Genomic DNA, 25,015 nt, shown 5'->3' with positions numbered 1-25,015 from the left:
GTCGTCGGCCAGGGCGTCCTGGAGCTGGCGGGCGGTCACCACCCCGACGGCGTCGAGCTCGCGCCCCGTAGTCTCCCAGGCGTGCATCCCGCCGCCCAGGTAGCCGGTCACCCGGTCGTAGCCGATGCGGCGCAAGGGCTTTAGGGCCGCAACCACGTCGGCGGGTTCGGTGGGGACCAGCACCAGGTCCCGGTCGAAGGGCAGCAGCCAGCCGGCATAGGCGGCGAGCATGTCTTTTGGGATGTGGATCGATCCCGGCAGGAACGAGCCGGCGAACGCCTCCGGCTCGCGCACGTCGAGGGCGACGGCGCCCCTGTCCAGGGCCTGTTGGAACTCGTCGGGAGTCAGCACCCGGGGTTCCAGAAGCCCTGCCAGGGCAGGGGCGTCGCCGTGCTGGTTGTAGTGCTCCATGAGCCGAAAGTACGGAGGCTGCATATGGCGCTCGGCGAGCTTGCGTTCGATGAACACGTCCCGATCCGCCACCTGCAGGGCCGGGTTGAAGCGCCGCTCGTACCCCAGGGTGGAAAACTCCCGGGAGGCCATGCCGCTGCCGCACACCGAGCCCGCGCCGTGGGCCGGGTAGAGCAGCACGTGGTCGCCCAGGGGCAGGAGTTTCTCGAAGAGGCTGTGATGGAGGAGCGCCGCCACCTCGCGCGCCCGCTCCGGGTAGAAGTCCGTTCGCCCCACGTCGCCGAGGAAGAGGGCGTCGCCGGTGAAGACCGCCACCGGCTCCTCGGAGAACGCGGCGTCGGCCAGGGTCAGAGAGATGCTCTCGTCGGTGTGCCCCGGGGTCGCGAGCACCCGGAGGCGGATGTCGCCGAGCCGGAACTCGTCGCCCTCGGTCACCTCGCGGCCGAAACCCCAGTCCAGTCCGCTGCCGTGGTGGATCTCGGCCCCGGTGCGCCGTGCGAGCTCCACCGAGCCGGTGACGTAGTCCTCGTTGCGGTGGGTCTCGAAAAGGTGGGCGATCCGGCACCCGTGTGCGCGGGCCAGCTCCAGGTAGGGCTCGCCGTCCCGGCGTGCGTCGATCACCGCCGCCAGGCCGCCGTGGCCCACCAGGTATGAGAGATGGGCCAGCCCCGGGGAGCGCACCACCTCCAGAAACAGTTTGTCTGCCATGACCGGTCCCCTTTCTCAGCCGGCGCGTGCGTCGACGTAGTCCCGAACGAACCCGGCCAGGGCCTCCTCTTCGCACTCGAAGCCCATCTCCTCGGCTCTTTGAATCGTCTTCTTTCCGCTCAGGCCCTTCTCCACGGCCTGGTCCATCATCACGAACGCCCCAGCCCGCTTTCCGAGCCGGCAGTGTACGTAGACCGGCTTGGGCACCCGGTCGAGCACGGCGCGGAAGCCGTCCACCAACTCGGCGTCCGCGTCCTCCATGGAGACCGGCACGTGCACGTACTCCATCCCGAAGCGCCGCACCACTTCCCCTTCCTCCTCAGGGGGCATGCGCTGCATGGATTCGCCTGCGGTGCGAAGGTTGATCACGGTCCGGGTTCCCTCGTCGGCCATGGCTTTGAGCTCCGCCTCCGAAGGTTGGGCGCCCACCGTGATCTGATCGTTGATCTGGACTCGCTCGGGCATGGCAAACCTCCTCTGTGCGGTTGGAGACGGATCTTCCAGGCCGGCGCTGCCCCCTCGCTCTCCGCGTCGAGGAAGCGGCGTGGAGCGCCACGATGACCGTGGGCGTGGACCTCTGCACCGCGCCCACGGCTGGGGAGACCCAGCGACCTGACTATACCGGCCCAATGAACCGACGTCTCGCGGGCAACTGCATTTTTCACCGTTCGGGTAGTGACCGTATACGATGGTCCAAAAATTCTGCAAGCGATGGAAAAAGTCGATTCCGACTGTAAGCTGAAGCATCCTGTTCGACCCTCGAACAGCGTGAACAGAGAAAGACGGAAATGTTCTTTGTCTCCCAGGAGGCTTCCGAGCCGTATTAGCCGATCTGGCACGATAAGCATCCATTCGTGTGAAGCCGGTCTAAGCTGGCAGTTTCATAATGGGTTTCGGCTCGACCTCCCCGTGGTTGCCGCCAGTCCAGATATTTGTTCTTCTGGCACAGGGTTGACCGCTTTCGCTCCGGGGATACATGTGCCCGAAGGGAGTTTTCTGTTTGGAGGTAGGCAACAAGATGCAGAGAGGGCAGAGGATGGTGCTTCAGTCAGACGCCGCGAGCCCCTGGGGGAAGGCGTCGAGGGGCGGCGCCCGAGGCGGTCGCCCGCGTCATCGGGAGGACGAAGAGATGGTAGACCCGGCGGCAACGACCCCGAGCCCGGGCGTGACCCTGTGCGACGGGTTTCGGGCAAGGTGACCTTCGGGCGGTCAAGGGGACGGGGCTTTGCCGACGCTCACGCCCGCGAAGTCTCCGGAGAGCTCGTGCATGCGCGCCCCGGTCGGTGACGCGCCGCTATCTCCAATCTCGCCCCGAAGGGCTGGAGAGATCCGGATCCTGGCGCGGAGTCAGTCCTCCCCGTGTGGGACGGAGTCGCGCACGAAGGCGGCCAGGTCGCCGGCGAGCCGCTCCCGCGCGGCAGGGTCGGTGTACATCATGTGCCCCCCCTCGTAGACGGCCAGGGTGAGGTTGCGCGCCTGGGCGGGTTCCAGATTCAGGTGCTCCACGGTGTAGCGGGCGCAGAGGTAGGGGGTGGCCAGGTCGTAGCGCCCGCTGGCCAAGAACACGCGCAGGAAGGGCCTCTCCGCCAGGGCGCGGCGCAGGGTGGCGGAGAGGCTGACGTACCGGTTCTGGTAGGGCCCGTAGTCCCAGGGCTGGACGCGGCGGGCGTTGAGGATCTCGTAGGGGACCTGGGTCTCGAAGGCCAGCTCGCGCCGCACGTAGTCCTTGAACGCCCCGGAGAACGCCCCCAGCACGGCCCCGTAGCTCGGGTCGTAGGGCGCGTGGGCGGCCACCGGGTCGGGGGAGATGCCCGTGGAGCGGCCGTCGAAGCGCCCCACCACCCGCCGCCGGTCCCGCAGGAGCTCCTGGCAGAAACGGTGGACCGGCACTCGCAGGTCGCTCCGCTCCACATACTCCGGGGCGAGGCCGGTGAAGCGGGAGAGCTTCTCGACTACGGTGCGCCGCTCTGCGGGCGGCAGGGAGGACCCGCGCACCAGGGCCCGCGCGTACTCCCCGAGGGCGAAGGACTCCACCTCCCGCAGGGTGCCCGGGAGGTCTGCTGCCAGCTCCGGAGGGAGCCGCCCGTGGTAGCCGGCCACGGCGGCGTAGCTGGGCAGGACCAGGAGGTAGGGGAGGTCGTTGCCCGGGTCGAAGGCAAGGGTCTGGAAGTCCAGGGCCGGGGAGATCAGCAGGACGCCGTTCACGTCCATGCCGTAGCGGTCTTGCAGGTGGGCGGCCAGTCCCACTGCCCGGGCGGAGCCGTAGCTCTCGCCGATCAGGAACTTGGGGGAAGCCCAGCGCCGGAACCGGGTCACGTAGCGGCGCAGGAAGCGGCCCACCGACGCGACGTCGCCCTCCACTCCGTGGAACGCCTTGGGGTCCTCCCCGGGAGCGGCGCGGCTGTAGCCGGTGGACACCGGGTCTAGGAACACCAGGTCGCTCAGGGCCAGGAGGGTGTGCCCGTTCTCCCGCACCCGGTAGGGAGGGGGAGCCGGCGGGCTCTCCGGGGGAAGGTGCACCCGGCGGGGGCCCAGCAGGCCCAGGTGCAGCCACACGGAAGAGGACCCCGGGCCGCCGTTGAAGGCGAAGGTCACCGGGCGCTGTGCCCCGTCCGCGCCGTCCAGGGTGTAGGCCACATAGAAGAGGGAGGCCTTGACCTCGGCACCGTCGTCCTCCCCGCCTCCCACCAGGATCGTCCCGGCCGTGGCCGTGTACGTGAGCTCCTCGCCGCCCACCGTCACGGTGTGGCGGGTCACCGCGGTCTGCTCCTCCAGGGGGGGGCGGGGGCGCGCCCTTCTCCTCGGGAAGCGGCTTCTCCTCGGCCCAGGCGAACACGCCGGCCAGGAGCAGGGCCCCCAGCAGCCAGAGGGCGCGGCCCGCCGGTACCGGTCTCACGGTGCCTCCCCGACCGCGAGCGCCGGCCGGGTGCGCCTGGCTTCCGCCGGTGTGCCGTTCCATCGAACCCGTTCTCGTCATGGTCGTCGACCTCGCTTCCCTCTGGGTGCCCCGGGGGTCCGGTCGTCCCGCCGGCGGGGCGGTCGCGGAGGAGACCGGGCACCAGAGAGAATAGACCGACTCGAGGCGGGACCAACCGGGCGCCGGCCGGAATGAACGACAGGCCAAAGGATTTCTCCGTTGGTTCTCCCCGAAGCCCCGAAATCTCGCGGAGAGGGGGCGACACGGCCCCTGGCCCTTCTCATGGGGTTTTAAGACTCGTCTCAGGACAGGCTCATAAACAGGAGGCATTCTAGGGTCTGCAGGATCTTCGCCCCGACGTTCCATCCTCCTGGCGTCGGGGTCTTTTTTGCCTTTGCGCCCGATGGCGGGGGTGATGGCGAGCCCCACCAGCGGGTCGGCCAGGGGGGAGCCCCGGTGCACGCCCAGGGCGCCCAGCAGGACCGAGAGGCCGGTCAGGCCGTCGGCCCGGGCGTGCGGGCCGTCGGCCTCCAGGGCGGCGCTGGCGATCTCCCGGCCCACCTGGATGCGGTAGCGCGCTACGGCCTCGTTCCCGGCAAACCCCACCAGCGCCGCTCCCGCCACGGCTCCCAGGTGGGAGACCGAGCGGGGCTGCGCCAGGCGCACCAGCGACTCGTAGCCCGCCAGCGCGGCGCTGGCCAGGACCGCCAGCACCACCGCCGCCCGGGCCAGGTCTTCGAGCCGGCCATAGCCGTAGGGGAAGCGCCGGCTGGGGGCCTCCCCTCGGTCCTCCGCCACAGGAACTCTCGGATAATTGCGGTAGCGGGGCGGCCAAATCGGGGCGGCGGCGCTATCGGCCCCCGCCGGGCTTGGGTAGCCTGCCCAGAAGTGGGAGAACGGGGGCCCGATGGGGGCTCCGCAACCGCACGAGGAGGCCGCGATGAAGAAGGTCTGGGTGGACGACGCCTGCACGGCTTGCGGGACCTGTGTGGAGATCTGCCCCGAGGTGTTCCAACTGGAAGGGGACATCGCGGAGGTGAAGAAGGGCGCGGACCTCTCCCTGGACGACGGGATCGTGGAGGCGGCGGAGGCCTGCCCGGTGGAGGTGATTCATTACCAGCGTTGAGCAGGTGGCGAGACGGGGCGCGCTGGAGCGTTCCACTTCCTGCCTCTCACCCCTGCACGGGCCCCCGGCCCGGGAGGCTGTACCTCCCCATGAACGGCCCACACCCCCAGCATACCGGTTCCTCCTTGCCGCCGCACGCCGCCCTGGGGGAGCGGCCCGGGGTGAAGCTCTTCTCCGTCCGGGGCATCGAGGTCCGGGTCCACTCCTCCTGGCTGATCATCTTCCTCCTCATCCTGTGGAGCCTCTCGGCCGGCTACCTGCCGCGCACCTACCCGGACCAGAGCCCCGGCTCCTACTGGGCGGCCGGCTTGGTGGCCACGCTCCTCTTCTTCGCGTCGGTGCTGGCCCACGAGCTCTCCCACTCCTTCGTGGCCCAGCGGGCCGGGATGCCGGTGCCGGGCATCACGCTGTTCGTGTTCGGGGGGGTCTCCCAGATTGCCGAGGAGGCCCGGGACCCCCAGACCGAGATGCGGGTCGCTGCGGTGGGGCCGCTCTGCAGCTTCGGCCTGGCCGCCCTCTTCTGGGGGCTGCACACGGCGCTCGCGCGGGGGGAGCCCTCCCTGGCCTCCACGGTGCTGCGCTACCTGGCGTGGATCAACCTGGCCCTGGGCGTTTTCAACCTGGTGCCCGGCTTCCCCCTGGACGGGGGCCGCATCCTGCGCTCGGTGATCTGGTGGAAGACCGGGTCCCTGACCAGGGCCACCCGGTGGGCGGCGGACGTAGGCAAGGGGTTTGCCTACACCCTGATGGCGCTGGGCGCCTTGCAGATCTTCGCCGGAGCGCTGCTCGGCGGCCTGTGGTTCATCTTCATCGGCATGTTCCTGCGCACCGTGGCCGAGGGGGAGTACCAGCAGACGGTGGTGCGCCGGTCCCTGGAAGGGGTGAAGGTCGGGGACGTGATGGTGGAGGACGTGGTCACCGTGAGCCCCGACCTCAGCGTGGCCGAGCTCATCGACCGCTACTTCCTCCACTACGGGTACAAGGGGTTCCCGGTGCGGGACGGGGAGCGGGTAGTGGGGATCGTCGCGCTGCGCAACGTGAAGCACGTCGACCCGGCCGAGCGGGACCAGATCACGGTCGGGCAGCTGATGGTGGAGCTCGGCGACGGGGACCGGGTCGCGCCGGACCGCTCCCTGGCGGACGCCCTCAAACAGATGGCGGCCCAGGGCACCGGGCGGCTGCTGGTGATGGAGGGCGAGCGGACGGTGGGCATCCTCACCAAGGCCGGCCTGGCCCGCCTCCTGGAGGTCAAACGGGTCCTGGAGGCCTGACGACCCGAGGGGACCTGTGTGCTCCGCTGCGCGGAGCACATCTTGCGGGTGCCGTGATGGGATGATCCCGGGACGCAGTCGTAGGGTGGGCGGTTCCGGCGCAGCCGGGTTCGCCCACCAGGGTCGGTGCGCTCCGCTGGGCGGGGCACACCCCGCGGCGCCGGGGTCGCGGAGCCCTGGAACGCGCGCGCACAGAAGAGGAGGCCTCCATGCCCAGGTCGACCGTTTCCGCGATTCCCGCCGCCTCGCCTTCCCGGTGGCTCTTTGCCTTCCTCTCGGGGTTTCTGGCCACCCTGGTCTTCCACCAGCTCACCCTGGCGGCGCTCTGGGGCGCGGGCATCGCCCCCATGGGGCCCTTCCCCATGGCTCCCACCCGGCCCTTCGGGGTGCCCGCGGTCATCTCTCTGGCGTGCTGGGGCGGGGTGTGGGGAGCCGCCTACGGGATGCTCGACCGCCGCTTCCCCCGGGGCGGCGGCTACTGGGTCGCCGCCTTCCTCTTCGGGGCCATCCTCCCCTCCCTGGTGGCCCTGCTGGTGGTCCTGCCCCTCAAGGGCCGTCCCGCGGGCGGGGGCTGGGGAGCTCCCCTGCTGGCGACCGCCTTCCTCGTCAACGGCGCCTGGGGCGTCGGCACCGGTCTCTTCCTGCGCTGGTTCGACCTGTGGCGCCGGGCCAAGGCCTGACTGCGGCAAGTCGCCCAACCCACGTGGAGCAGCCGGCTGGGGAAGCCGCGCGTTCCGTAGGCCAGGTGTAGGGCCCGTGGGACCGGCCCTGTTCCGATCATAGGGATATTTCCTGTCTCCGATTGTTCAATAGTCCGGCGCGCCCGTGGACCTGCCAGACCCCTCGGGTATCTTCTCCCAAGGACCCCTCGAAAATCCGAGGGGGGGAGAGGGGTGACCCTGCTCTACGACTCGTTGGAGCGGCAGGGGTGGGAGGGGATGGCGGAAGACAACTGGATTCGCTGGTTCGAGGAGGTCTCCTCCGACGACGTGGGGGTGGTGGGGGGGAAGAACGCCTCCCTGGGCGAGATGATCCGCACCCTGCGCCAGCAGGGGGTGGCGGTGCCGCCGGGCTTTGCCACCACGGCCGAGGCCTACAGGCGCTTCCTGGACCACAACGACCTGGGGGACAAGCTCGAGCGCACCCTGGACCGGTACCGGCGGGGCAAGCTCTCCCTGTCCAAGGCCGGCCGCTCGGTGCGGCAGATGTTCCTCGAGGGTGAGTTGCCCGCCCCTGTGGCCCAGGGGATTGCCAGGGCTTACGACGACCTCGCCGCCCGGGTGGGGCAAGACGATCCGGACGTGGCGGTGCGCTCCAGCGCCACGGCCGAGGATCTCCCCGACGCCAGCTTCGCCGGGCAGCAGGAGACCTTCCTGAACGTGACTGGGAAAGAGGCCCTCCTGGACGCCTGCCGGCGCTGCTTCGCCTCCCTCTTCACCGACCGGGCCATCGCCTACCGAGAAGACCGCGGCTTCGATCATCTGGAGGTGGCGCTCTCCGTCGGGGTGCAGCAGATGGTGCGCGCCGACCGAGCCGGCTCCGGGGTGATGTTCTCCATCGACACCGAGACCGGATTTCCCCGGGCGGTCCTGATCAACGCGACGTGGGGGCTGGGGGAGACCGTGGTGCAGGGCACGGTGGACCCGGACGAGTACCTGGTCTTCAAGCCCCTGCTGGGCGGCGCCCACCGTCCCATCCTCGAGAAGAGCCTGGGGCAGAAAGGGCGGAAGCTGGTCTACGCGGGCAAGGGGAAGGGCACCACCCGCCTGCGGGCCACCTCGAAGCGGGAGCGGGCGAGCTACGTCCTGGAGGACGACGAGATCCTGACCCTGGCGCGTTGGGCCGCCCTAGTGGAAGACCACTACGGCCGGCCCCGTGGACCTGGAGTGGGCCAAGGACGGCGACAGCGGCGAGCTCTGGATCGTCCAGGCCCGGCCGGAGACCGTCCAGTCCCGCCGGGAAGCCGGGCAGCTCAAGTCCTACCGGCTGCGCAAGAAGGGCAAGCGCCTGGTCACCGGCCTGAGCGTGGGGGACGCGGTGGCCACCGGCAAGGTCTGCCGGCTGGACGACCCGACCCAGCGGGACCGGTTCGAGAAGGGCGGCGTGCTGGTCACGGGGATGACCGACCCCGACTGGGTCCCCCTGATGAAGCGGGCCTCGGCCATCGTCACCGACCACGGGGGGCGCACCTCCCACGCCGCCATTGTGAGCCGGGAGCTGGGGCTGCCCGCCGTGGTGGGCACCGGCGACGCCACCGAGGTCCTGGAGGACGGGGCCGAGGTGACGGTCTCCTGCGCCGAGGGCGACAAGGGGTTCGTCTACCGGGGCATCGCCGAATTCGATGTGGAGGACGTGGATCTCTCCTCCATCCCCCACACCCGGACCGAGGTGATGCTCAACCTGGCCGACCACGCCGCCTCCTTCCGGTGGTGGCGGCTGCCTGCGGACGGCGTGGGGCTGGCCCGCATGGAGTTCATCATCGGCAACCTCATCCGGGTGCATCCCCTGGCCCTGGTCCGGCCTGGGGCGGTGAAGGACAAGGAGGAGCGCCGCCGGATCCGGGAGCTGACCCGGGCCTACGAGGACCCGAGCCGTTACTTCGTGGAGACCCTGGCCCGGGGCATCGCCCGCATCGCGGCCTCGCGCCACCCCAAGCCGGTGATCGTGCGGATGAGCGACTTCAAGACCAACGAGTACGCGGGTCTTCTGGGGGGAGCGGCCTTCGAGCCCAGGGAGGAAAACCCCATGCTCGGCTGGCGTGGGGCGAGCCGGTACTACAGCGAAGGGTACCGGCAGGGCTTCGACCTGGAGTGCGAGGCCGTCCGCATGGTGCGCGAGGAGATGGGGTTCGAGAACGGCAAGCCCCCTCGGACCACCCCGAGTTCGCCGGGTTCCTGGTGGGCGCCGGGATCGACTCGGTCTCCGTCTCTCCCGACAGCTTCCTGGCGGTCAAGCGTGTGACCGCGGAGGCCGAGGGGCGGCCCCCGCAAACCTGACCCGGGAAGGAAACCTCCCATGCTGTGCACCGCGAGCGAATTGAAGGGGTACGCCCTGGAAGCCGTGGACGGCCGTCTGGGCACGTGCAAGGACTTCCTCTTCGACGACCGGGACTGGGCGCTGCGCTACCTGGTGGTGGACACGGGCCGGAAGGTCCTGGTCTCCCCCTTGTTCCTGGAAGCGCCCCGGCACGTCGAGAAGGCGCTCCCCGTGACCCTCACCAAGGGCGAGGTGGAGCACAGTCCGCCCCTGGACGAGCACGCCCCGGTCTCGCGCCGGCGCGAGCTCCAGTACCTGGACTTCTACCACTTGCCCTACTATTGGCCTGGAACGGGCCTCTGGGGCGCCTACCGCACGCCCCAGGCCCTGCGCCTGGCCTGGGAGAAGGCCCCCGAGACCCTAGACCGGACCCCCGGCCGCGAAGACCGGTGCCTGCGCTCCACCGAGGAGGTGGCCGGCTACCGCATCCCCGCCACCGACGAGGAGGTTGGCCACGTCGAGGACTTCGTGGTGGAGGAGGAAACCTGGGTTGTCCGCTACCTCGTCGTGGATACCCGCAACTGGCTCCCAGGACGCAAGGTGCTGGTGGCGCCCTCGTGGGTGAGAGCGGTGGACTGGGCCAAAGAAGAGGCGGCGGTGGACCTGCCGTCAGAAGCCATCCGGGAAAGCCCCGAGTGGGACCCCGGCAGGCCCCTGAATCGGCACTACGAGACACAATTGTACGGGTTCTACGGGAAGCCCCCCTACTGGAGGTGAACCGAGAGGAGGCGGCGATGGGGCCCTGCAAACGAGCGTGCGTCCTCGCCGCGCTGGGAACCGCGGTGGCGGCAGGGCCGTCCCTGGCCCTGGACGAGGGCCGCGTGCGCGACATCGCGCGGGCGGACGACATGGAGGAGCTCGCGGAGCTGGCCTGGGAGATCCCCGAGGACCTGGCCGAGAAGTCGGCCGCCGATGCCCCGGAGCGCACGGCGACGACCCCGGAGACGACCGCCTCCCTCTTCCACATCCAGGTGGGCCAGGAGCCCATGCCGTGCGGGTTCCTCGGCGACAAGCACGAGAGCTTGCTGGACAAGGACCCGTGCCTCCCCCTGAGGGCCCCGGGCATGGCTGCCGGAGGGGTCCTGCGAGCTGCCGGATCGGCTCGAACGGGGGTGCTCGTCCCTCGGTTGGCGAGCCCCGCGCCGTGAGGCGATTCACCAGCCTCGATCCGCTCCAGGGCGCGGCCCGGGTTCGCCGCCGGCGCCTCACCTGGAAGGACGAGCTCGTTCTGGCCAGCCTGCCCACGGTGACCATCCTCGCGGTGCTGCTCCTCGTCGAGGTCTTTGCCCGCCAGCGCCTCCTCTTCTCCTCCCTGGCCTCCAGCGCCTTCCTCATCTATCTCGACCCGGAGCACGGGGCCAATGCCGTGCGCACCCTGATCCTGGCACATCTGGTCGCTGCCCTCGCAGGATTCGTGAGCTACTTGACCTTTGGCACCGGCTACCTGTCGGGGGGCGCGGCGATGGTGGCCACCATCGTCTGCGTCATCTTCCTGGACGCGGTCCATCCTCCCGCGGTGGCCACCTCCCTGGGCTTCGCGTTTCGCGGTGCGGACGCGACCAACCTGGTCCTCTTCCTCTTCGCCCTGTTCATGGTAGCGTTCCTGGTCTCCCTCGAGCGCGCCACGCTCTGGCTGCTGGCTCGCTTCCGGAGTGGGAGGTCCTGACCCCCGAAGGGACGCCGCCCCGGTGCGGCCAGAACTCCTTCGTGAGACGGGTTGACGAAGTTCCGGCGCGCGGTAGGTTCACCCACCTGCCGAAGGGACTTCCGAAGAAGGGGGATGCCCATGCCCATCCGGGTGCTCATCGCAGACGACCAACGGCTGCTTCGCCAGTGCTTCCAGCGGGTGCTGGACGCCGACCCGGAGATCGAAGTTGTGGGGTGCGCCAACGGGGGCAGGGAGGCGGTGCTGCTCTGCACGGAGCACCGGCCGGACGTGGTGCTGATGGACCTGTCCATGCCGGACATGGACGGCGTGGAGGCGACTCGCCTCGTCCGGGACCGGGCTCCGGGGAGCAAGGTGCTCATCCTCTCCATGCACGGCGAAGACTTCAAAGTGACCAAGGCCATGCGGGCCGGGGTCGAGGGGTACGTGGTCAAGGACGTCTCCTTCGATGAGTTGGTCCGTATCGTCAAGGCGGTCTACCGGGGCGAGTACGTCCAGTCCGAGTACCTGGTGGACCGCAAGCTGCGGCGCGACCGCGCCGCGTTGCTCCGGCAGATCTCGCAGCGGGAGGCGAACCTGTTGAAGGGCCTGTGCGAGGGCTGCACCAACGCCGAGCTGGCCGACCGGCTCTTCGTGTCGGAGCAGACGGTGAAACACGACCTCATGCAGGTGTACGAGAAGCTCGGGGCGACCAACCGCACCGAGGCGGCGATCCGGTCCCTGGAGCTGGGCTTGGTGGTGCCGGTGCGCTCCACCTGATCTGCTCCCCGCCTTTCCCCCGAGTCTCCACTTCGACACCCCGGGTCGCCGCGAGGCTCGTGAGCAGGGAGGAGCAATGGCATGAAGCCCGGCATTCCCATCGCCGAGGATACCTTCTGGGTCGGCGTGAACGACCGGGACACCCGGCTCTTCGAGTCCCTGTGGCCGCTGCCGCACGGCATGGCCTACAACGCCTACCTGATCGCAGACCGGAAGGTGGCGCTCATCGACGCGGTCAAGGGTCTGTACTTCCCGCACTTCGTCCGCACCGTGCGGGACCTGTTGCCCGAGGGGCGCACCCTCGACTACCTGGTGATCAACCACATCGAACCCGATCACTCCGGTGCCGTTCGGGCCCTGCTGGAGATGTTCCCGGGCCTGCAGGTGGTGGGCAATCGCAAGACGGCGGAGTTCCTGGAGCACCTCCATGGGGTGACGGATGCCGTCCGCATCGTGGAGGAGGGGTCCGAGCTCGACCTGGGCGGACGCAAGCTGCGGTTCTTCCTCACCCCCATGGTCCACTGGCCCGAGACCATGCTCACCTACGACCCCCGGACCCGGGTGCTCTTCACCGGCGACGTCTTCGGGGGCTACGGCAACCTCGAAGGGGGGATCTTCGACGAAGATGCACCGGACCGGGGCTTCTTCGAAGACGAGATGCTGCGCTATTTCTCCAACGTCCTCGGGAAGTTCGGGCCCATGGTGGCCAAGGCCCTGGGGCGCGTCCGCGGCCTGGACGTGGCCGTCATCGCCCCCGCCCACGGGTTGGTGTGGCGGCAGGACCCCGCTCGCCCCCTGGAGCTCTTCGACCGCTGGAGCCGCCACGAGGTGGCGCCGGGCGTCGTGGTGGCCTACGGCACCATGTACGCCGATGGCGAGCGGATGATGGAGTTCCTGGCCAGACGCCTGGTGGAGGAGGGCATCCGCGACATCCGGGTGCACGACGTCTCGAGGTCCCACCTCTCCTATATCCTTCGCGATCTGTGGCGGGTCAGGGGCCTGGTGGTCGGCACGCCCACCTACAATCTGGGGATCTTCCCGCCGGTGGAGGACGTGCTGCGCTACCTGGAGAGCAAGCGGGTCCGCAACCACGTCCTGGGGATCTTCGGGACCTACGGGTGGAGCGGCGGAGGGGTCAAGGGGGTGCGGGAGTGGGCGGGGCGGGCGGAGTGGGAGCTGGTGGAGCCGGTGGTCGAAGCCCGCTTCTCTCCCAAGCCCGAGGACTTCGAGGGGCTCACCCGGCTCGCCCAGAACCTGGCTGCACGCGTGCAGAGACCGTCGGACGCCTGACTCTCGCCGCGGCCACTCGCGGATCTCAGCGGCCGATCCTTGGCAGGAGGCGCTTCGCCTCGCCGATGGCCTTGCTGCTGCGCCGGCACGACGCGGTCCGGCGGCCCTCGCTTCCCACCATCCTCACGGGAGGGCGCACCATGGTGACCGTCGATATCGAGTGCCCCCGGTGCAAGGTCAAGTTTGCGTGGCCGCTGGCCGAGGTGCTGCCGGGCCGGGTGATGGAGTGCCCGCGCTGCGGCTTCGAGACCGCCTTCACCGCTCGGGACGTGGAAGCGGTGCGCGAGAGCGCGGCGCGGGTGGGAGGGGAACAGGTGTGACGCGGGGTTAGGGGCAGGAGGCCGCTTCGCCTCGGGCCCAGGGCCTTACCAGGGCGGCCCTTCTTCGCCAGTCGGGGTGGGTTGCCGATGGCCACGCCCTGAACGACCCGGCTCACGTCCGCTGCCGGCATGGTGCGGATCGCTCCCAGGACAAAGAGCGCCGCACCCATGGCGACCAGCATGTGGGTTCGCAGCCCCGCCCAGTGACCGTGGACCTCCCGCTCCATGCCCACCAAGCCCCCCAAGGCCGCGGCTAAGACCGGGGGCCAGACCAATCCAGGGGCGGTGAGATGTCGGCCCCATGGCAGGTGTGCTTGGCGGGGATGGCCCCCTGATGGGCGAAGGCGGAGGAGTGGAGCTCGAAGGGCATGGGTCACCTCTCTTGGGCGGGGGCCCACCTGGCCGGTGGTTCGACACCGACCAAGGCAGGCGCCTAGTGCGCCGCCGGGGGCCTGGGGTATCAGTAGCGCACCTGCAGGTTGTTGTTCACCCAGACGGCCCCTCCTTCGTAGGCGTTGTCCGTCGCGGCCTGGCGCTCGGACCACGTGTCGACGGCCGGCCGGGGCCGGAGGGGTCCCGCCGTTCGGGGACGGCGGCCCTCCTGCAGGGACGGTACGGAAGGAGACCGAGGCTCTCCCACCTTGAAGAAGCTGAAGGCACAAATCGACGAGTGGAGCGCCAAGATCGACCACCTGAAAGCCAAGGCGGACAAGGCCGAGGCGGAGGCGCAGGCGGGCTACCTGGAGCAGGTCGAGGAGCTTCGCCAGAAGCAGCGCGACGCGAAGACGCGGTTGGAGGAGCTTCAGGCCTCGGGGAAGAGTGCCTGGGAGGAGCTGAAGGCAGATGCGGAGAGCGCGCTACACACCCTCGGGGAAGCGGTGCGGGCGGCTTCAGCCCGGTTCAAGTGGTAGGAAACGCGGAGGCGCTCGCCTCGTGGAGCGGTTTGAGATTCCAGGTCCTCAAGGATTCTAGGGCTCAAAGCGGCGCGAACCTCTCCTCCAGAAGGCGGGAGGCCTCCCGGACCATCTGGCTGGCGTACCCCCACTCGTTGTCGTACCAGGCCAAGACCTGGACCAGGGTCCCGTCCACCACCTGGGTCATCTCCAGGTCCACGACGCAGGCCCGGGAGTCGCCCACGATGTCGGTGGAGACCAGGGGCTCCCGGGTGGTCCCCACGATGCCGCGGTAGCGGTCGGTCTCGGCCTCCTCCGCGAAGATGGCGTTGACCTCCTCCGCCCTGGTGCGCCGGGAGGTCACGGCGACGACGCAGGCGAGGGAGCCCACCGGCACCGGGGCGCGGATGGCCACGCCGTCGAAGCGCCCTGCGAGATCGGTGAGCACCCGGGTGGTGGCCCGGGCGGCGCCGGTCTCGGTGGGGACCAGGTTGATCGCTCCGGCCCGGCCCCGGCGCACCTTCTTGGCCGGTGCGTCGAGGATGGCCTGGGTCGAGGTGTAGGCGTGGGTCGTGGACATGATCGCCCGCTCCACGCCCACCCTGCGCTTCAAGACCTCCACCACGGGCGTGATGCAGTTGGTCGTGCAGCTGGCGCAGGAGACGATCTGCCCGGCCGGGTCGGCGCGGTTGACCCCGTGCACCACCGTGGGGATGCCCTCTCCCTTGGCCGGGGCCGAGAGGATCACCCTGCCGGCTCCCGCGCGCAGGTGCCTTTCCGCGTCTTCCTTCCGGGTGAAGGCCCCGGTGCACTCGAAGACCAGGTGCACCCCCAGGTCGGCCCAGGGGAGTGCCGCGGGGTCCTCTTCGCTGAAGATGCGGCAGGTGCCCCGCTCGGTGCGAAGGCGGTCACCTTCGAGCTCCACGGGGCGGTCGTAGCGCCGGTAGACGCTGTCGTGGCGGAGGAGGTAGGGGATTTGCTCCCGGGGCATCAGGTCGTTCACCGCCACCAGGTCCAGGCCCTCGGTCTCCTGGAGGATCTTGAAGGTCGCCCTGCCGATGCGCCCCAACCCGTTGATCGCCACGTTCGCCATGGTCTGTCCTCACTCCCGTCCCCTGCGCAGTTTCCGAGTGCCACCTTTCGTCTGGAAGGTAGCCCAACCAGGAAGGGGGGCCAGGGCCGCCCGAGGCTTTGGACCGGATGGGCCAAAGATTTCCCCGATGGGGCGGGCGGAGGTCAACGGGGGCCGCGAAGACGAGGGCAAGGCAGCCGCGGCGGCCGGCAGGGTTGACAGAGCCCCGGTGTTTGCTAAGAGCCAGGGGACGCAGCAGTTCGCAACGAGGTTTGCCGCGAGGAAGCCCCATGATTCTTCGCCAGCTTCGAGACCCGGTACCGGCCGCGCTCCCACCCGGTGCACACGGCCGCCCCGGAGCCTTGCCCGTGAGCGGCTCTCCCCAGCGGCAGACCGGCCCGGGAGCCGACCAGGAGCTCCACCTCACCAACACCATGACCCGGAGCAAGGAGCGCTTCCGGCCGCGGGAACCAGGCGTGGTGCGCCTCTTCACCTGCGGCCCCTCCATCTACCGCCGGCAGCACCTGGGGAACTACCGGACGTACCTCTACGAGGACGTGCTGCACCGCTACCTGCAGTATCTGGGGTATCGCGTGGAGCGCCTGCTCAACTACACCGACGTGGAGGACAAGGCCCTCGAGGAGGCCCAGGAAGGCGGCGTGAGCCTGGAGGAGGTCACCGGGCCGGTGGCCCAGAGGTTCCGCCAGGAGTGCGGGCTCCTGGGGATCTGGCTCCCCGAGCACGTTGCCCGGGCCTCCACCAGCGTCGAGCAAGCGGCGCGGCTGATCCAGGGCCTCCTGGACCAGGGGGTCGCCTACTGGCACCGGGGCGACGTCTTCTATGATCCGCTGAAATTCCCGGGCTTCGGGCGGCTCTATGGGCTGGACATGACCCGTTGGCCCCGGAAGAAGCGACGCTTCCGCCGGGACACCTACCCGGGCCAGCGGTGGAACCTGGGCGACTTCATCCTGTGGCACCGGGCGAGGGAGGGCGACCCGCCGGAGGCCCGCTGGCAGACCGCCCTGGGGGAGGGCCGGCCCGCCTGGAACGTGCAGGACGCGGCGATGATCACCCAGCACCTGGGCTTCGAAATCGACCTCGCCTGCGGCGGCGTGGACAACCTCTACCGCCACCACGACTACACCATCGCCGTGGTGGAGGCCGTGTCGGGTTCCCGGTTCTGCCCGTTCTGGCTCCACGGGGAGCACCTGCTGGTGGACGGGGCGAAGATGTCCAAGAGCCGGGGCAACGTCGTGTACCTGGAGGAGCCCTTGGCCGAGGGTCGCGCCCCCGAGGATGTGCGCCTCCATCTCCTGTCGACCCACTACCGGCAGCCGCTGGACCTGACCCGGGAGGGATTGGACCGCGACGCGGCGCGGCGCTCGGAGCTCCTGCGCCGGGTGGCGGAGCTGGGGCTGGCACAGGCCTCCGGCTCCGACGCCCCCGAAGAGATGGGGGCCCTGGAGCGGCGCTTCCGGGAGCGGCTCAACGACGACCTGGACGTGGCCGGGGCGATAGCCGCCGTGACGGAGGAGGTGGAGCGGCTGCACCGCCGCCGGGAAGCACTGTCCCCGGGGGAGCGGGCCGGGGCACGGCAGGGCCTCCGGGCCATGGACTCCGTCCTGCGCGTCCTGTGCCCGGGGGAGGGGCGGTAACGATCGGGTAATTCCGTTACCGGATCTTTCCATTGCTTCCATCCGGCGCTTACCCTGCGCTCCACACCCCGCTAAGCTCAAGTGGTCGCGATTCCCTGCCCGCGTGAGGACTTCCCCGTGCCCAGCGACCCGGAGTCTCGCCCCTGCCCAAAGACAGTCGAGGTGTCCAAGCTCGAGGACGTTCCAGCGTGTGACTACTTCCTGTCCGGGAAAGGGGTTCCGGCCCAGGGAACCCGGGTGCGGGTGGCGAACGCGACCGTTGGAGGGCGCCTGCTGGTGGTGGACGAGCAGGGAGCGGGGATCGGGTTCCTGCCGGCGCGCTTCGACCCGCTCCTGGGCTGTCTCAGCCACGGGATCGAGTACCGGGGCCGGGTCTCGGCATCGGCCCTGCGGCCCGTGCCGATCGTGAAGGTGGAACTCTCCTCCCTCTCCCGGCCCCCCCCGCCCGGGGGAGGGGACGAACCGGCGGACGGCCCCTGAGGGGGGTCCTTCCACGAGCGAGAGGAGAAGACGGCCATGCCCGAGTTCGCCAACCCCTTCGCGGGGAACCAGGCCGACCGCACGCTGACCAAGGAAGAGCTGATCCGCGCGATCCGCTACAGCATCGCCGCCGAGTACGAGGCCATCCAGCTCTACGTGCAGCTGGCCGAGTCCACGGACGACGCCCTGGCTCAGGAAGTGCTGCGGGACGTGGCCGACGAGGAGAAGATCCACGCGGGCGAGTTCCTCCGCCTGCTCCACCACCTGGCCCCGGACGAGCAGGGCTTCTACGCCGAGGGCGCAGAGGAGGTGGAGGAAATGATGGAAGAGCACAAGTAGAGCCTGAGGCCGGACTGTAGAGCCTGAGGCCGGACCCCCCGATCCCGCCGCCCGTAGGTGCGCGGGGGCGGCCGGGCCGGCCGGGAAGGGAGGAGCGTGGAACATGCGCCTCAAGGGAAGGAAGGTGGCTCTCTTCTTGGAGAACCTCTACGAGGACCAGGAGTTCTGGTACCCCTACCAGCGCCTGCGCGAGGAGGGGGCGGAGGTGACCGCGATCGCGCCCCGGGCCGACACCTACCACAGCAAGCACGGCATGCCGGCCAAGGCGGACCTGGCGGTGGACAAGGCCAAGGTCGGGCACTTCGACGCCCTGGTGATCCCGGGCGGCTATGCCCCGGACCACATGCGCCGCGTACCCGCCATGGTGGCCTTCGTGAGGGAGATGCACGACCAGGGCAAGGTGGTGGCGGCCATCTGCCACGCGGGGTGGATGCTCGCCTCGGCCGGGATCCTGAAGGGGCGCAAGGTGACGAGCTTCTTCGCCATCAAGGACGATCTGGTCAACGCTGGGGCAGAGTGGGTGGACCAGGAGGTGGTCCGGGACGGCAACCTCATCACCTCCCGCAAGCCCGACGACCTCCCGGCCTTCTGCCGCACCCTGATCGAGGCGCTGGACTGAGTTGCCCATGACCTTCGATTACCCCGAGGGGATGAAACGGCTTGGCGGGGCAAGTCCCGCCCTACGCCTCTCTCGGAGCTGTCAAGGTCAGTCGAGTTTCCTTATGGGGGCTGGCAGCCCATGACCGTGTTTGCCTGGAAGCCCGAGTACGCCCTGGGCGTGGACGAGATGGATCGGCAGCACCGGGAGATCTTCGTCCTCCTGGCCAAGCTGGAGGAGTCCCTGGCAGGGGAAGGGGAGGGGACGAATCTCCGCGCCCTCGCGGCGGTGCGACAGCACGCCCTCCATCACTTCTGCGCCGAGGAGAGCCTGCTGGAAGGGGTCCGCTACCCGAACCTGGTGCAGCAGCGGGTCCAGCACCGCCGGTTCGTCGAGCGGCTGCGGCAGGCGGAGGCGTCCGCCTCCGAAGACCGGCTCTCCCTGGAGGAGGTCCACGGCCTCCAGAGCTGGATATTGGGGCACGTGGTGGGGCTGGACCGGGAGTATCTGCCGTTCGTGACCGGCGCAGCGGGCAAGGCCTCCGGCGAAGCGAAGTGACGGGTCGAGAGAGACTCGCTCAGCGGCCGCTCTCCAGCAAGGCCCCCAACTGCCGGCGCCAGGTGTCGAAGGGCGTCACCTCCCGGTAGCCGCAGACCGTGTGCAGGCCCCGGCCGTCCACGGCGGCGAGGAGGCGCTGGGCGCCCCGGCGGGTCTCCTCCGCCGGGCCGAAGGGGTTGAACTCCATCCGGCCGCCCTTGAGGAAGACGTAGTCGCAGGAGAAGAGCACCCCCTCGAAGCGGTAGAAGCTGAAGCCGGGGGTGTGGCCGTCGCGGTGGATCGCCTCGATCCCGTCCTCCACGAAGTCGGCGACGAAGGGGCGGTCGAAGGGGAAGCCCCGGCACAGGTCGTGGCCGGAGTCGAGCTGGTGGATCCGCACCTCGCACCCGAAGTGCTCACGGTACTGGTTGGACGCCCCGAGGAAGTGGTGGTGGGTGAAGGTGATCACGTCCGCGGGCGGCAGGCTCCGGTCGAAGCTCGCCGGGCAGTCGATCCACCAGATCCGACGCCCCGTCTCCACCCGGTAGGCGGCATGCTCCAGCCCCAGCTCCGGCGTGGAGCGCAGCTGGAAGACCCCCTCGGCCACGGGAGTCGCCACCACCCGGTAGCGGGCGGAGCACTCCTCGCTGGTGAGGAACCGGTCGGGGGTGGCGCCGCAGAAGGGGCAACGGTCGGGGCGCGCCCCGACCATGTTGTACCCGCAGACCAGGCAGACGAACTGTTCCGAGCTCACGGTGCCTCCTGGGACCCGGTGGCGCCTCGCCGGCGGCGCGTCACACGAAGCAGGTGTCCCGCAGGGAGTTGACCTTGGCGATGGCCTGGCACAGCCTGCGGTAGAGGTCTTCGCACTCCCTCTCGAACCCCCGGGGCTTCTCGCAGTACCCCATCTTGGCGGCGATCCACTGCAGATCCTCCATCAGCGAGCCGATCTCCGGGCCGCACTTGGCGGTCTGCCGGGCAAACTCCCGCTGGAGGGGCTCGATGGCCTTGGCCAGCGCCTCGAACTTCTCTCGGAACTTCGCGTCGGCGGCCTTCTCGGCGGCGCCGTGGAAGGCCGCGTAGAACTGCCCGGCATCCCAGTCTTCCATCCTCTTGGCCATGGGTGCTCCTTCCTGTCCCATTTCTTCGAGGCAGTCCCCCCTGGCGCCCGGGACGCTCCCGGCGTGTCCTTCAACCCTTCCCCGCTGCGGCGAACAATTCAAGCGTGCTCCCCGACTTTGACCCCTTGGGATAGCGAAATTACCCAAACGGCTGGTGGAAGGCCCTGCGACCGGAGCCCGGCCATGGGGCCCGTGAACCCCTCGGATAAAGGTCGTGGCCGTTGGTCCAATTCGCTCCGGGATGACTCCGCTCGGCGCGGGCAGTCGGGTATAGTCTTGCCCGGATGGGAGGCCGAATGCCGGGGCGCGGCACCGCGGTCGGGGGCGGCGAGAAGGGGCGACGGCGGGAAATCTTCCCCCGCTCGGGAAGGTTGGGGCTCCCGTCCCCGCTCCCGCCCGGCGCCAGGCTTCCGGATTCGGCTCCTGTCCGACCCATCCACTTCCCCCAAGGAGACGCAGATGGCACCTTTCAGGAAGACCGCCGACGAAGGCCAGGCCCAAGCCCCTGCCAAGACCTCGCCGGCCCAGCGGGTTCGCAAGGCAGCTACGCCCCGCGCCCGCAAGGCGCAAGCACCCGCAGCCTCCACCGGCGGGACCCACGCCCTGGATCGGGAGCGGATGATCCGCCAGGCCGCCTACTACAGGGCGGAGCGCCGGGGCTTCCTCGGCGGCAGCCCGGAGCAGGACTGGCTGGAGGCCGAGGCCGAGGTGGACCAATCCCTCGCCATGCAGGCCGCGCCTGCAGGCAAGGCTTAGGCGGGTGGAGTTCTCTCGCACCGGGGCCCTCTTTCGCGGGCAAGCGAAACCTCCAACGAAACCAAAGGAGAACGGCATGAACGAAGTTGCCTGCGCCCGTGTCCCCAAGGACGTGGCGCCTCTCGCACCGGAGGTGGATCGAGTCTTGCTCCACCACCCCCACTTCCTCGCAGCGGACGCTCGGGACTACCTGCGGCTGGCCCGCCACGCGGCCGGACGAGAGGAGACCGAGCGCTCCCTCTATTGGTACCGCAAGGCCCTGGAGCTCTGGCACCACGCCAACGAGAAGGCCGGCGGGCGGTGGCACAACGAACAGGTGGCGGCGAACCGCGAGTACGGCGACCTGCTCCTGGGGCGGGGGCGCGAGCCGGCGGGGCGGGCGTGACGCAGGCGGCAGCCCTCCGTCTCCGGGGGGCGAGAAAGGAGGCAAGCGATGGCGACCAGAGTGGGAGAAGCCTACTTGTGCGAGGTCTGCGGCAACAAGGTGCGCGTCCTGGAGAGCGGGGACGGGGAGCTGGTGTGCTGCGGCGAACCGATGAAGGCGCTGGGGGACGAGTTCCAGCCCGCACCGGCCACCCCCTCCGGCCCCTGAGGGGATAGGCGTGATGGGAGAGGCCCTGGGGCGGATGCTCGCCGACGAGGGCCTGGAGCACTACCCGGTGGCGATCTCCGGAGAGGTCCGGGAGAGCCTGGTGGTCCTGGAGGCCGAGTCGGGCCGCGAGTACCGGCTGGTGCTCCCGGGCCCGGAGCTCGGGGAGGAGGAGTGGCGCCGCTGCCTCGAGCTCCTGGCCGCCTGGGCTCCGATCCCGGACTACCTGGTGGGGAGCGGCAGCCTTCCTCCCGGGGCTCCCGAGGACTTCTGGGCCCGAGTCGCCCGAGTGGCCGCCAGGTCGGGAGCCCGCATGGTGTTGGACACGTCGGGCCCGGCCTTGGCAGAGGCCCTGGAGCACGGGGTCTACCTGGCCAAGCCCAATCGGGCGGAGCTTGAGTCCCTGGTGGGGAGCCGCCTGGAAGGCGAGGAGGCCCTCCGGGAGGCCAGCCGGGAAGTGGTGGAGAGGGGGGGATGCCGGGTGCTGGCGCTGAGCCTGGGTTCCGAGGGCGCCCTCCTCACCTGGGAGGGCGGGCACCGGCGCGTGCGGGCGCCCGAGGTCGAGATCCGCAGCGACGTGGGGGCCGGCGACAGCTTCGTGGCGGGAATGGTCCTGGCGCTGGCCCGGGAGCGGCCGGTGGAGGAGGCCTTCTGCTTCGGGGTGGCCGCGGGCACGGCGGCGCTGGCGACTCCGGGCACCGAGCTCTGCCGGAAGGAAGAGACCGAAGCCCTCTTCCGGCAGCTGTGCGGCTAGCGTGGCAGCGCTCCGGTCCCGCCTCCGGATCGGCACCTCCGGGTGGCACTACGAGCACTGGAGAGGCCCCTTCTACCCTTCCGATCTCCCCCCGGAGCGGTGGCTCCCGTTCCAGCTTCCCCCTCGCTGGAAGGCCGCGGCTGGAGGGGGAGCTGCCCAGGGCCCGCAGGTACGCCGGGTGGATGGATCGGCAGGCGGCTCCCGCGCGGCAAGGCTCGCCCGCCGCTCCGGAGGGGCGAGCCCCGTCCCATGGGTGCTGCCGGAGCGTTGTTAGGAAGGAGGCCGCTTTGACCTTCACGTCAGTCAACCCCTGCACGGGAGAGCCGGTTGACTCCTACTCTGCGGCTACCTCCGACGAGGTCGAGCGCGCGGTCGGAGGGGCCCGCGAGGCCTTTCGGGGCTGGCGCCGCTCCGACTTCGCCGATCGCACCCGGTGCCTCCGGGAGGCGGCCCGGCTGCTGCGAAACCGGGCCGGTGAGTATGCCCGGCTCATGGCCGTGGAGATGGGCAAGCCGGTCCGCTCGGGGCGCGCCGAGGCAGAAAAGTGTGCCTGGGTTTGCGATTACTACGCGGAGCACGGCCCTTCCCAGCTCGCCCCCCAAGCGGTGGCCACCGATGCCTCCCGCAGCTTCGTGAGCTTCCAGCCCCTGGGCGTGATCCTGGCCATCATGCCCTGGAACTTCCCTTTCTGGCAGGTGCTCCGTTTCGCCGCCCCGAACCTGATGGCCGGCAACGCCGCGCTCCTCAAGCACGCCCCCAACGTGCCCGGCTGCGCCCTGGCCCTGGAGGAGCTGTTTCGAGAGGCCGGCTTCCCGGAGGGGCTCTTCCGCTCGCTCCTCGTGCCGGTGGAGCACGTGCCCGGACTGATCGAGGACCCCCGGGTGAAGGGCGTCACCCTGACGGGCAGCGTCCGCGCCGGCCGGGAAGTGGCCCGCCAAGCCGGGCAGGCCCTGAAGAAAACGGTGCTGGAGCTCGGGGGGAGCGATCCCTACGTGGTCCTGGCGGACGCGGACGTAGACGAAGCCGCGAGGATCTGCGTGAAGAGCCGGTTGACCAATTCGGGCCAGAGCTGCATCGCTGCCAAGCGGCTCATCGTGGTCGAGGCCGTGCGGGCGCAGTTCGAGGCGCGCGTTGTCGAACGAATGGAGGCGGTCCGGGCGGGGGATCCCCTCCGGGAGGAGACCGAGCTCGGACCCCTGGCCCGTGGGGACCTGCGAGACCGCCTCCATGGGCAGGTCATGGAGAGCACCAAGCGGGGCGCCCGCTGCCTGCTGGGGGGACGTTTCCCCTCGGGTCCCGGCTTCTTCTACCCGGCCACGGTGCTCACCGAGGTGACGCCGGGAATGCCGGCCTACGAGGAGGAGCTCTTCGGACCGGTGGCCGCCGTGCTGGTGGCGAGGGACGACGAGGAGGCGCTCCGGATGGCCAACGACACCGCTTTCGGCCTGGGTGCCGCGGTCTTCACCGGCTCCCCGGCCGCGGGCGAGCGCCTGGCCGCCGAGGAGCTCGAGGCCGGCTGCTGCTTCGTCAACGCCAGCGTGCGCTCCGACCCCCGCCTGCCCTTCGGCGGCATCAAGCAGAGCGGCTACGGCCGCGAGCTCTCCGGCTTCGGCATCCGGGAGTTCGTGAACATCAAGTCCGTCTGGGTGGCGTGAAGCACGGCGTCTTCGCCCCGGCGGGCTCCCCGCGGCTCCTCACCCCGCTGGCTTGGGCGCCACCGGCCGGCCCGCGTCGACCCAGGCCTGCACCTGATCCACGGTGATGCGGTCGACGTCCACGCGGTCTCTCCTTTCCCGGGGCCGGGCGCCCGCGGTCAACGAAGCCTGCAGTAGAGGCAGCCGAGGTAGAAAACCAGCGGGATGGCGACCAGGTGCAGGATCGCCCAGCCCGCCCCCAAGAAGCGAAACGTCTGGGGCAGCTTGGCCATGGGAGCCTCCGGGCCCGGTGTCGATCCGGGCGGCGCGTGGGGGGCAGACGCCTGCGCTCGCGGGTTTCTCCCGAGACGGGCAAGGTCCTTGGCAACGAAGGTACTGGCGCCGGCGGAAGCCGTCCACGGCTTGAAGCCCGATTGAGCCGAGAGGCTCCTCGAAATACCCGTTCAGACAGGCAGTCCCCGCCGGGCGCTGCCTCCAGCGCCGCCGCAGGGGAGGCCCCCGGCCCGCCCACGCCTCGACGGCCTGAGGCGCAGCCTCGCGATGGACTCCGGCTCCGGGCTTCTTACTCCTGGGGGGCCTCCGCCGCCCGCAGGGCCAGGGTCTTGGCTTCCTCCTCGGTCCGGCACGCCTGGGACCACTGGGTGCCGTCGGGGAAGGTCACCGAGGCGAACCAGTGGTTGCCCCGCTCGACCACCCTCAGGGTCGCCCCCCGTTGGCTTGCCTCGAGGGTCACGGGCCCCTCGGTGGAGGCCGGGTCTCTGGTCCAGGTCGCCGCCATGGTCTCTCCGATCCCGGGAGGTCGACGCTCCCGGCGGGGTGGGCTCCTCCGGGAGGAGGCCGGAGCAGCACTTCGGGGTTGGAGGGAAACACCACCCGAGCCGCCCGCTGGTACACGCTGTAGTCCCAGGCCCAGTTGATCAGCACGAGCAGTCGAACCGCTTGCGGATGCGTTCGGCGAGGAAGCGGGCTTCCCGTCCGTCCGTGGAGGGGAGGATCACAACGAACTCCTCCCCCCCGTAGCGGGCCGCCAGGTCCACTGTCCGCGTCTCCGCCCGAATCGCC

28 protein-coding genes and 3 pseudogenes are annotated in these 25,015 nt (G+C 70.1%); 21 read left to right on the top strand and 10 right to left on the bottom strand.

Translation table 11 applies throughout. From position 1 onward, the window contains the following. The 4 genes and pseudogenes from AB1578_10245 to AB1578_10230 form a co-directional block, all read right to left on the bottom strand. The coding region (locus AB1578_10245; protein MEW6488274.1) for an MBL fold metallo-hydrolase at positions 1-1,119 on the bottom strand (1,119 nt) is incomplete at its 3' end. Between the two features lie 15 nt (positions 1,120-1,134). Next, positions 1,135-1,584: a protein tyrosine phosphatase family protein gene (locus tag AB1578_10240; protein ID MEW6488273.1), complete on the bottom strand. Its 450-nt coding sequence runs from the start codon at positions 1,582-1,584 to the stop codon at positions 1,135-1,137. Positions 1,585-2,466: 882 nt separating this feature from the next. Continuing rightward, complete coding sequence (locus AB1578_10235) at positions 2,467-3,876, bottom strand: peptidase S10 (protein MEW6488272.1); 1,410 nt, start codon at positions 3,874-3,876, stop codon at positions 2,467-2,469. Between the two features lie 562 nt (positions 3,877-4,438). Next, positions 4,439-4,813, bottom strand: a pseudogene (locus tag AB1578_10230) (cation diffusion facilitator family transporter). Between the two features lie 163 nt (positions 4,814-4,976). On the opposite strand from AB1578_10230, the gene AB1578_10225 reads away from it, so the two are divergent. The 10 genes and pseudogenes from AB1578_10225 (at position 4,977) to AB1578_10180 (ending at position 13,504) form a co-directional block, all read left to right on the top strand. Next, positions 4,977-5,162 (top strand): ferredoxin, encoded by a 186-nt coding sequence (locus AB1578_10225; protein MEW6488271.1) that lies wholly within the window; start codon positions 4,977-4,979, stop codon positions 5,160-5,162. Positions 5,163-5,251: 89 nt separating this feature from the next. Beyond that, positions 5,252-6,433 (top strand): site-2 protease family protein, encoded by a 1,182-nt coding sequence (locus AB1578_10220; GenBank protein MEW6488270.1) that lies wholly within the window; start codon positions 5,252-5,254, stop codon positions 6,431-6,433. Positions 6,434-6,642: 209 nt separating this feature from the next. Next, complete coding sequence (locus AB1578_10215; protein MEW6488269.1) at positions 6,643-7,113, top strand: hypothetical protein; 471 nt, start codon at positions 6,643-6,645, stop codon at positions 7,111-7,113. 258 nt (positions 7,114-7,371) lie between these two features. Further along, positions 7,372-9,429: pseudogene (gene ppsA / locus AB1578_10210) on the top strand (phosphoenolpyruvate synthase). A gap of 19 nt (positions 9,430-9,448) precedes the next feature. Continuing rightward, positions 9,449-10,186, top strand: a complete 738-nt coding sequence (locus AB1578_10205; GenBank protein MEW6488268.1) for a PRC-barrel domain-containing protein — start codon at positions 9,449-9,451, stop codon at positions 10,184-10,186. A gap of 17 nt (positions 10,187-10,203) precedes the next feature. Beyond that, positions 10,204-10,617: a hypothetical protein gene (locus tag AB1578_10200; protein ID MEW6488267.1), complete on the top strand. Its 414-nt coding sequence runs from the start codon at positions 10,204-10,206 to the stop codon at positions 10,615-10,617. Further along, positions 10,614-11,135: an HPP family protein gene (locus AB1578_10195; protein ID MEW6488266.1), complete on the top strand. Its 522-nt coding sequence runs from the start codon at positions 10,614-10,616 to the stop codon at positions 11,133-11,135. Before AB1578_10200 ends, AB1578_10195 begins: the two co-directional genes overlap by 4 nt. 114 nt (positions 11,136-11,249) lie before the next feature. Then, positions 11,250-11,894, top strand: coding sequence for a response regulator transcription factor (locus AB1578_10190; protein MEW6488265.1), 645 nt, complete (start codon positions 11,250-11,252; stop codon positions 11,892-11,894). Positions 11,895-11,975: 81 nt separating this feature from the next. Continuing rightward, entirely contained in the window at positions 11,976-13,184 is a 1,209-nt protein-coding gene (locus AB1578_10185) for an FprA family A-type flavoprotein (protein ID MEW6488264.1), read from the top strand. Positions 13,185-13,249: 65 nt separating this feature from the next. Continuing rightward, positions 13,250-13,504, top strand: coding sequence for a hypothetical protein (locus tag AB1578_10180; protein ID MEW6488263.1), 255 nt, complete (start codon positions 13,250-13,252; stop codon positions 13,502-13,504). A gap of 92 nt (positions 13,505-13,596) precedes the next feature. Here the strand turns inward: AB1578_10180 and AB1578_10175 are convergent. Further along, positions 13,597-13,764: pseudogene (locus AB1578_10175) on the bottom strand (MgtC/SapB family protein). A 381-nt stretch (positions 13,765-14,145) separates the two neighbouring features. Here AB1578_10175 and AB1578_10170 point away from each other — a divergent pair. Continuing rightward, positions 14,146-14,415 carry a coiled coil domain-containing protein gene (locus tag AB1578_10170; protein MEW6488262.1) on the top strand — a complete coding sequence of 90 codons (270 nt, stop codon included), beginning with the start codon at positions 14,146-14,148 and terminating at the stop codon, positions 14,413-14,415. Positions 14,416-14,479: 64 nt separating this feature from the next. Here AB1578_10170 and AB1578_10165 read toward each other — a convergent pair whose 3' ends face one another. Beyond that, positions 14,480-15,490 (bottom strand): glyceraldehyde 3-phosphate dehydrogenase NAD-binding domain-containing protein, encoded by a 1,011-nt coding sequence (locus tag AB1578_10165; protein MEW6488261.1) that lies wholly within the window; start codon positions 15,488-15,490, stop codon positions 14,480-14,482. Positions 15,491-15,837: 347 nt separating this feature from the next. Here AB1578_10165 and AB1578_10160 point away from each other — a divergent pair, with 347 nt between their 5' ends. From AB1578_10160 to AB1578_10140, 5 genes are all read left to right on the top strand, one after another. After that, complete coding sequence (locus AB1578_10160) at positions 15,838-17,124, top strand: hypothetical protein (protein MEW6488260.1); 1,287 nt, start codon at positions 15,838-15,840, stop codon at positions 17,122-17,124. A gap of 162 nt (positions 17,125-17,286) precedes the next feature. Then, a complete protein-coding gene (locus tag AB1578_10155; protein MEW6488259.1) occupies positions 17,287-17,604 on the top strand; it encodes a hypothetical protein in 318 nt (105 codons plus the stop codon). A gap of 36 nt (positions 17,605-17,640) precedes the next feature. Next, positions 17,641-17,943 carry a ferritin family protein gene (locus AB1578_10150; protein MEW6488258.1) on the top strand — a complete coding sequence of 101 codons (303 nt, stop codon included), beginning with the start codon at positions 17,641-17,643 and terminating at the stop codon, positions 17,941-17,943. A gap of 103 nt (positions 17,944-18,046) precedes the next feature. Continuing rightward, a complete protein-coding gene (locus AB1578_10145; GenBank protein MEW6488257.1) occupies positions 18,047-18,562 on the top strand; it encodes a type 1 glutamine amidotransferase domain-containing protein in 516 nt (171 codons plus the stop codon). A 120-nt stretch (positions 18,563-18,682) separates the two neighbouring features. Next, a complete protein-coding gene (locus AB1578_10140; GenBank protein ID MEW6488256.1) occupies positions 18,683-19,099 on the top strand; it encodes a hemerythrin domain-containing protein in 417 nt (138 codons plus the stop codon). Positions 19,100-19,118: 19 nt separating this feature from the next. Here the strand turns inward: AB1578_10140 and AB1578_10135 are convergent, their stop codons facing one another. Together AB1578_10135 and AB1578_10130 are read right to left on the bottom strand one after the other, a co-directional pair. Further along, positions 19,119-19,832, bottom strand: coding sequence for a rubredoxin-like domain-containing protein (locus AB1578_10135; protein ID MEW6488255.1), 714 nt, complete (start codon positions 19,830-19,832; stop codon positions 19,119-19,121). A gap of 40 nt (positions 19,833-19,872) precedes the next feature. After that, positions 19,873-20,199 carry a hypothetical protein gene (locus AB1578_10130; GenBank protein MEW6488254.1) on the bottom strand — a complete coding sequence of 109 codons (327 nt, stop codon included), beginning with the start codon at positions 20,197-20,199 and terminating at the stop codon, positions 19,873-19,875. A gap of 459 nt (positions 20,200-20,658) precedes the next feature. Between AB1578_10130 and AB1578_10125 the strand changes: the two genes are divergently transcribed. From AB1578_10125 to AB1578_10105, 5 genes are all read left to right on the top strand, one after another. After that, positions 20,659-20,955, top strand: coding sequence for a DUF2934 domain-containing protein (locus AB1578_10125; GenBank protein MEW6488253.1), 297 nt, complete (start codon positions 20,659-20,661; stop codon positions 20,953-20,955). Positions 20,956-21,031: 76 nt separating this feature from the next. Continuing rightward, positions 21,032-21,340, top strand: a complete 309-nt coding sequence (locus tag AB1578_10120) for a hypothetical protein (protein ID MEW6488252.1) — start codon at positions 21,032-21,034, stop codon at positions 21,338-21,340. Positions 21,341-21,388: 48 nt separating this feature from the next. Continuing rightward, complete coding sequence (locus tag AB1578_10115) at positions 21,389-21,547, top strand: desulfoferrodoxin FeS4 iron-binding domain-containing protein (GenBank protein MEW6488251.1); 159 nt, start codon at positions 21,389-21,391, stop codon at positions 21,545-21,547. A gap of 13 nt (positions 21,548-21,560) precedes the next feature. Next, a complete protein-coding gene (locus AB1578_10110; GenBank protein ID MEW6488250.1) occupies positions 21,561-22,298 on the top strand; it encodes a 1-phosphofructokinase family hexose kinase in 738 nt (245 codons plus the stop codon). 287 nt (positions 22,299-22,585) lie between these two features. Then, a complete protein-coding gene (locus AB1578_10105) occupies positions 22,586-23,953 on the top strand; it encodes an NAD-dependent succinate-semialdehyde dehydrogenase (GenBank protein ID MEW6488249.1) in 1,368 nt (455 codons plus the stop codon). Positions 23,954-24,515: 562 nt separating this feature from the next. Here AB1578_10105 and AB1578_10100 read toward each other — a convergent pair. Next, positions 24,516-24,731 carry a hypothetical protein gene (locus AB1578_10100; protein MEW6488248.1) on the bottom strand — a complete coding sequence of 72 codons (216 nt, stop codon included), beginning with the start codon at positions 24,729-24,731 and terminating at the stop codon, positions 24,516-24,518. A gap of 139 nt (positions 24,732-24,870) precedes the next feature. Beyond that, positions 24,871-25,011 (bottom strand): diguanylate cyclase, encoded by a 141-nt coding sequence (locus tag AB1578_10095; GenBank protein ID MEW6488247.1) that lies wholly within the window; start codon positions 25,009-25,011, stop codon positions 24,871-24,873. Between the last annotated feature and the right edge of the window lie 4 nt (positions 25,012-25,015).

The organism is Thermodesulfobacteriota bacterium (genome assembly GCA_040756475.1).
GTDB lineage: Bacteria > Desulfobacterota > Deferrisomatia > Deferrisomatales > JACRMM01 > JBFLZB01.
The sequence above is the reverse complement of the archived record's forward strand: the minus strand, read 5'-3'. Positions and strand labels throughout refer to the sequence as shown.

Bases quoted from the DNA above. Each gene is read 5' to 3' on its own strand.
- AB1578_10140 (MEW6488256.1), top strand. From the start codon at position 18,683: ATGACCGTGTTTGCCTGGAAGCCCGAGTACGCCCTGGGCGTGGACGAG.
- AB1578_10125 (MEW6488253.1), top strand. From the start codon at position 20,659: ATGGCACCTTTCAGGAAGACCGCCGACGAAGGCCAGGCCCAAGCCCCT.
- AB1578_10215 (MEW6488269.1), top strand. From the start codon at position 6,643: ATGCCCAGGTCGACCGTTTCCGCGATTCCCGCCGCCTCGCCTTCCCGG.
- AB1578_10180 (MEW6488263.1), top strand. From the start codon at position 13,250: ATGGCCTTGCTGCTGCGCCGGCACGACGCGGTCCGGCGGCCCTCGCTT.
- AB1578_10165 (MEW6488261.1), bottom strand. From the start codon at position 15,490: ATGGCGAACGTGGCGATCAACGGGTTGGGGCGCATCGGCAGGGCGACC.
- AB1578_10130 (MEW6488254.1), bottom strand. From the start codon at position 20,199: ATGGCCAAGAGGATGGAAGACTGGGATGCCGGGCAGTTCTACGCGGCC.
- AB1578_10185 (MEW6488264.1), top strand. From the start codon at position 11,976: ATGAAGCCCGGCATTCCCATCGCCGAGGATACCTTCTGGGTCGGCGTG.
- AB1578_10120 (MEW6488252.1), top strand. From the start codon at position 21,032: ATGAACGAAGTTGCCTGCGCCCGTGTCCCCAAGGACGTGGCGCCTCTC.
- AB1578_10115 (MEW6488251.1), top strand. From the start codon at position 21,389: ATGGCGACCAGAGTGGGAGAAGCCTACTTGTGCGAGGTCTGCGGCAAC.
- AB1578_10240 (MEW6488273.1), bottom strand. From the start codon at position 1,584: ATGCCCGAGCGAGTCCAGATCAACGATCAGATCACGGTGGGCGCCCAA.
- AB1578_10110 (MEW6488250.1), top strand. From the start codon at position 21,561: ATGGGAGAGGCCCTGGGGCGGATGCTCGCCGACGAGGGCCTGGAGCAC.
- AB1578_10100 (MEW6488248.1), bottom strand. From the start codon at position 24,731: ATGGCGGCGACCTGGACCAGAGACCCGGCCTCCACCGAGGGGCCCGTG.
- AB1578_10145 (MEW6488257.1), top strand. From the start codon at position 18,047: ATGCGCCTCAAGGGAAGGAAGGTGGCTCTCTTCTTGGAGAACCTCTAC.
- AB1578_10225 (MEW6488271.1), top strand. From the start codon at position 4,977: ATGAAGAAGGTCTGGGTGGACGACGCCTGCACGGCTTGCGGGACCTGT.
- AB1578_10220 (MEW6488270.1), top strand. From the start codon at position 5,252: ATGAACGGCCCACACCCCCAGCATACCGGTTCCTCCTTGCCGCCGCAC.
- AB1578_10205 (MEW6488268.1), top strand. From the start codon at position 9,449: ATGCTGTGCACCGCGAGCGAATTGAAGGGGTACGCCCTGGAAGCCGTG.
- AB1578_10150 (MEW6488258.1), top strand. From the start codon at position 17,641: ATGCCCGAGTTCGCCAACCCCTTCGCGGGGAACCAGGCCGACCGCACG.
- AB1578_10190 (MEW6488265.1), top strand. From the start codon at position 11,250: ATGCCCATGCCCATCCGGGTGCTCATCGCAGACGACCAACGGCTGCTT.
- AB1578_10200 (MEW6488267.1), top strand. From the start codon at position 10,204: ATGGGGCCCTGCAAACGAGCGTGCGTCCTCGCCGCGCTGGGAACCGCG.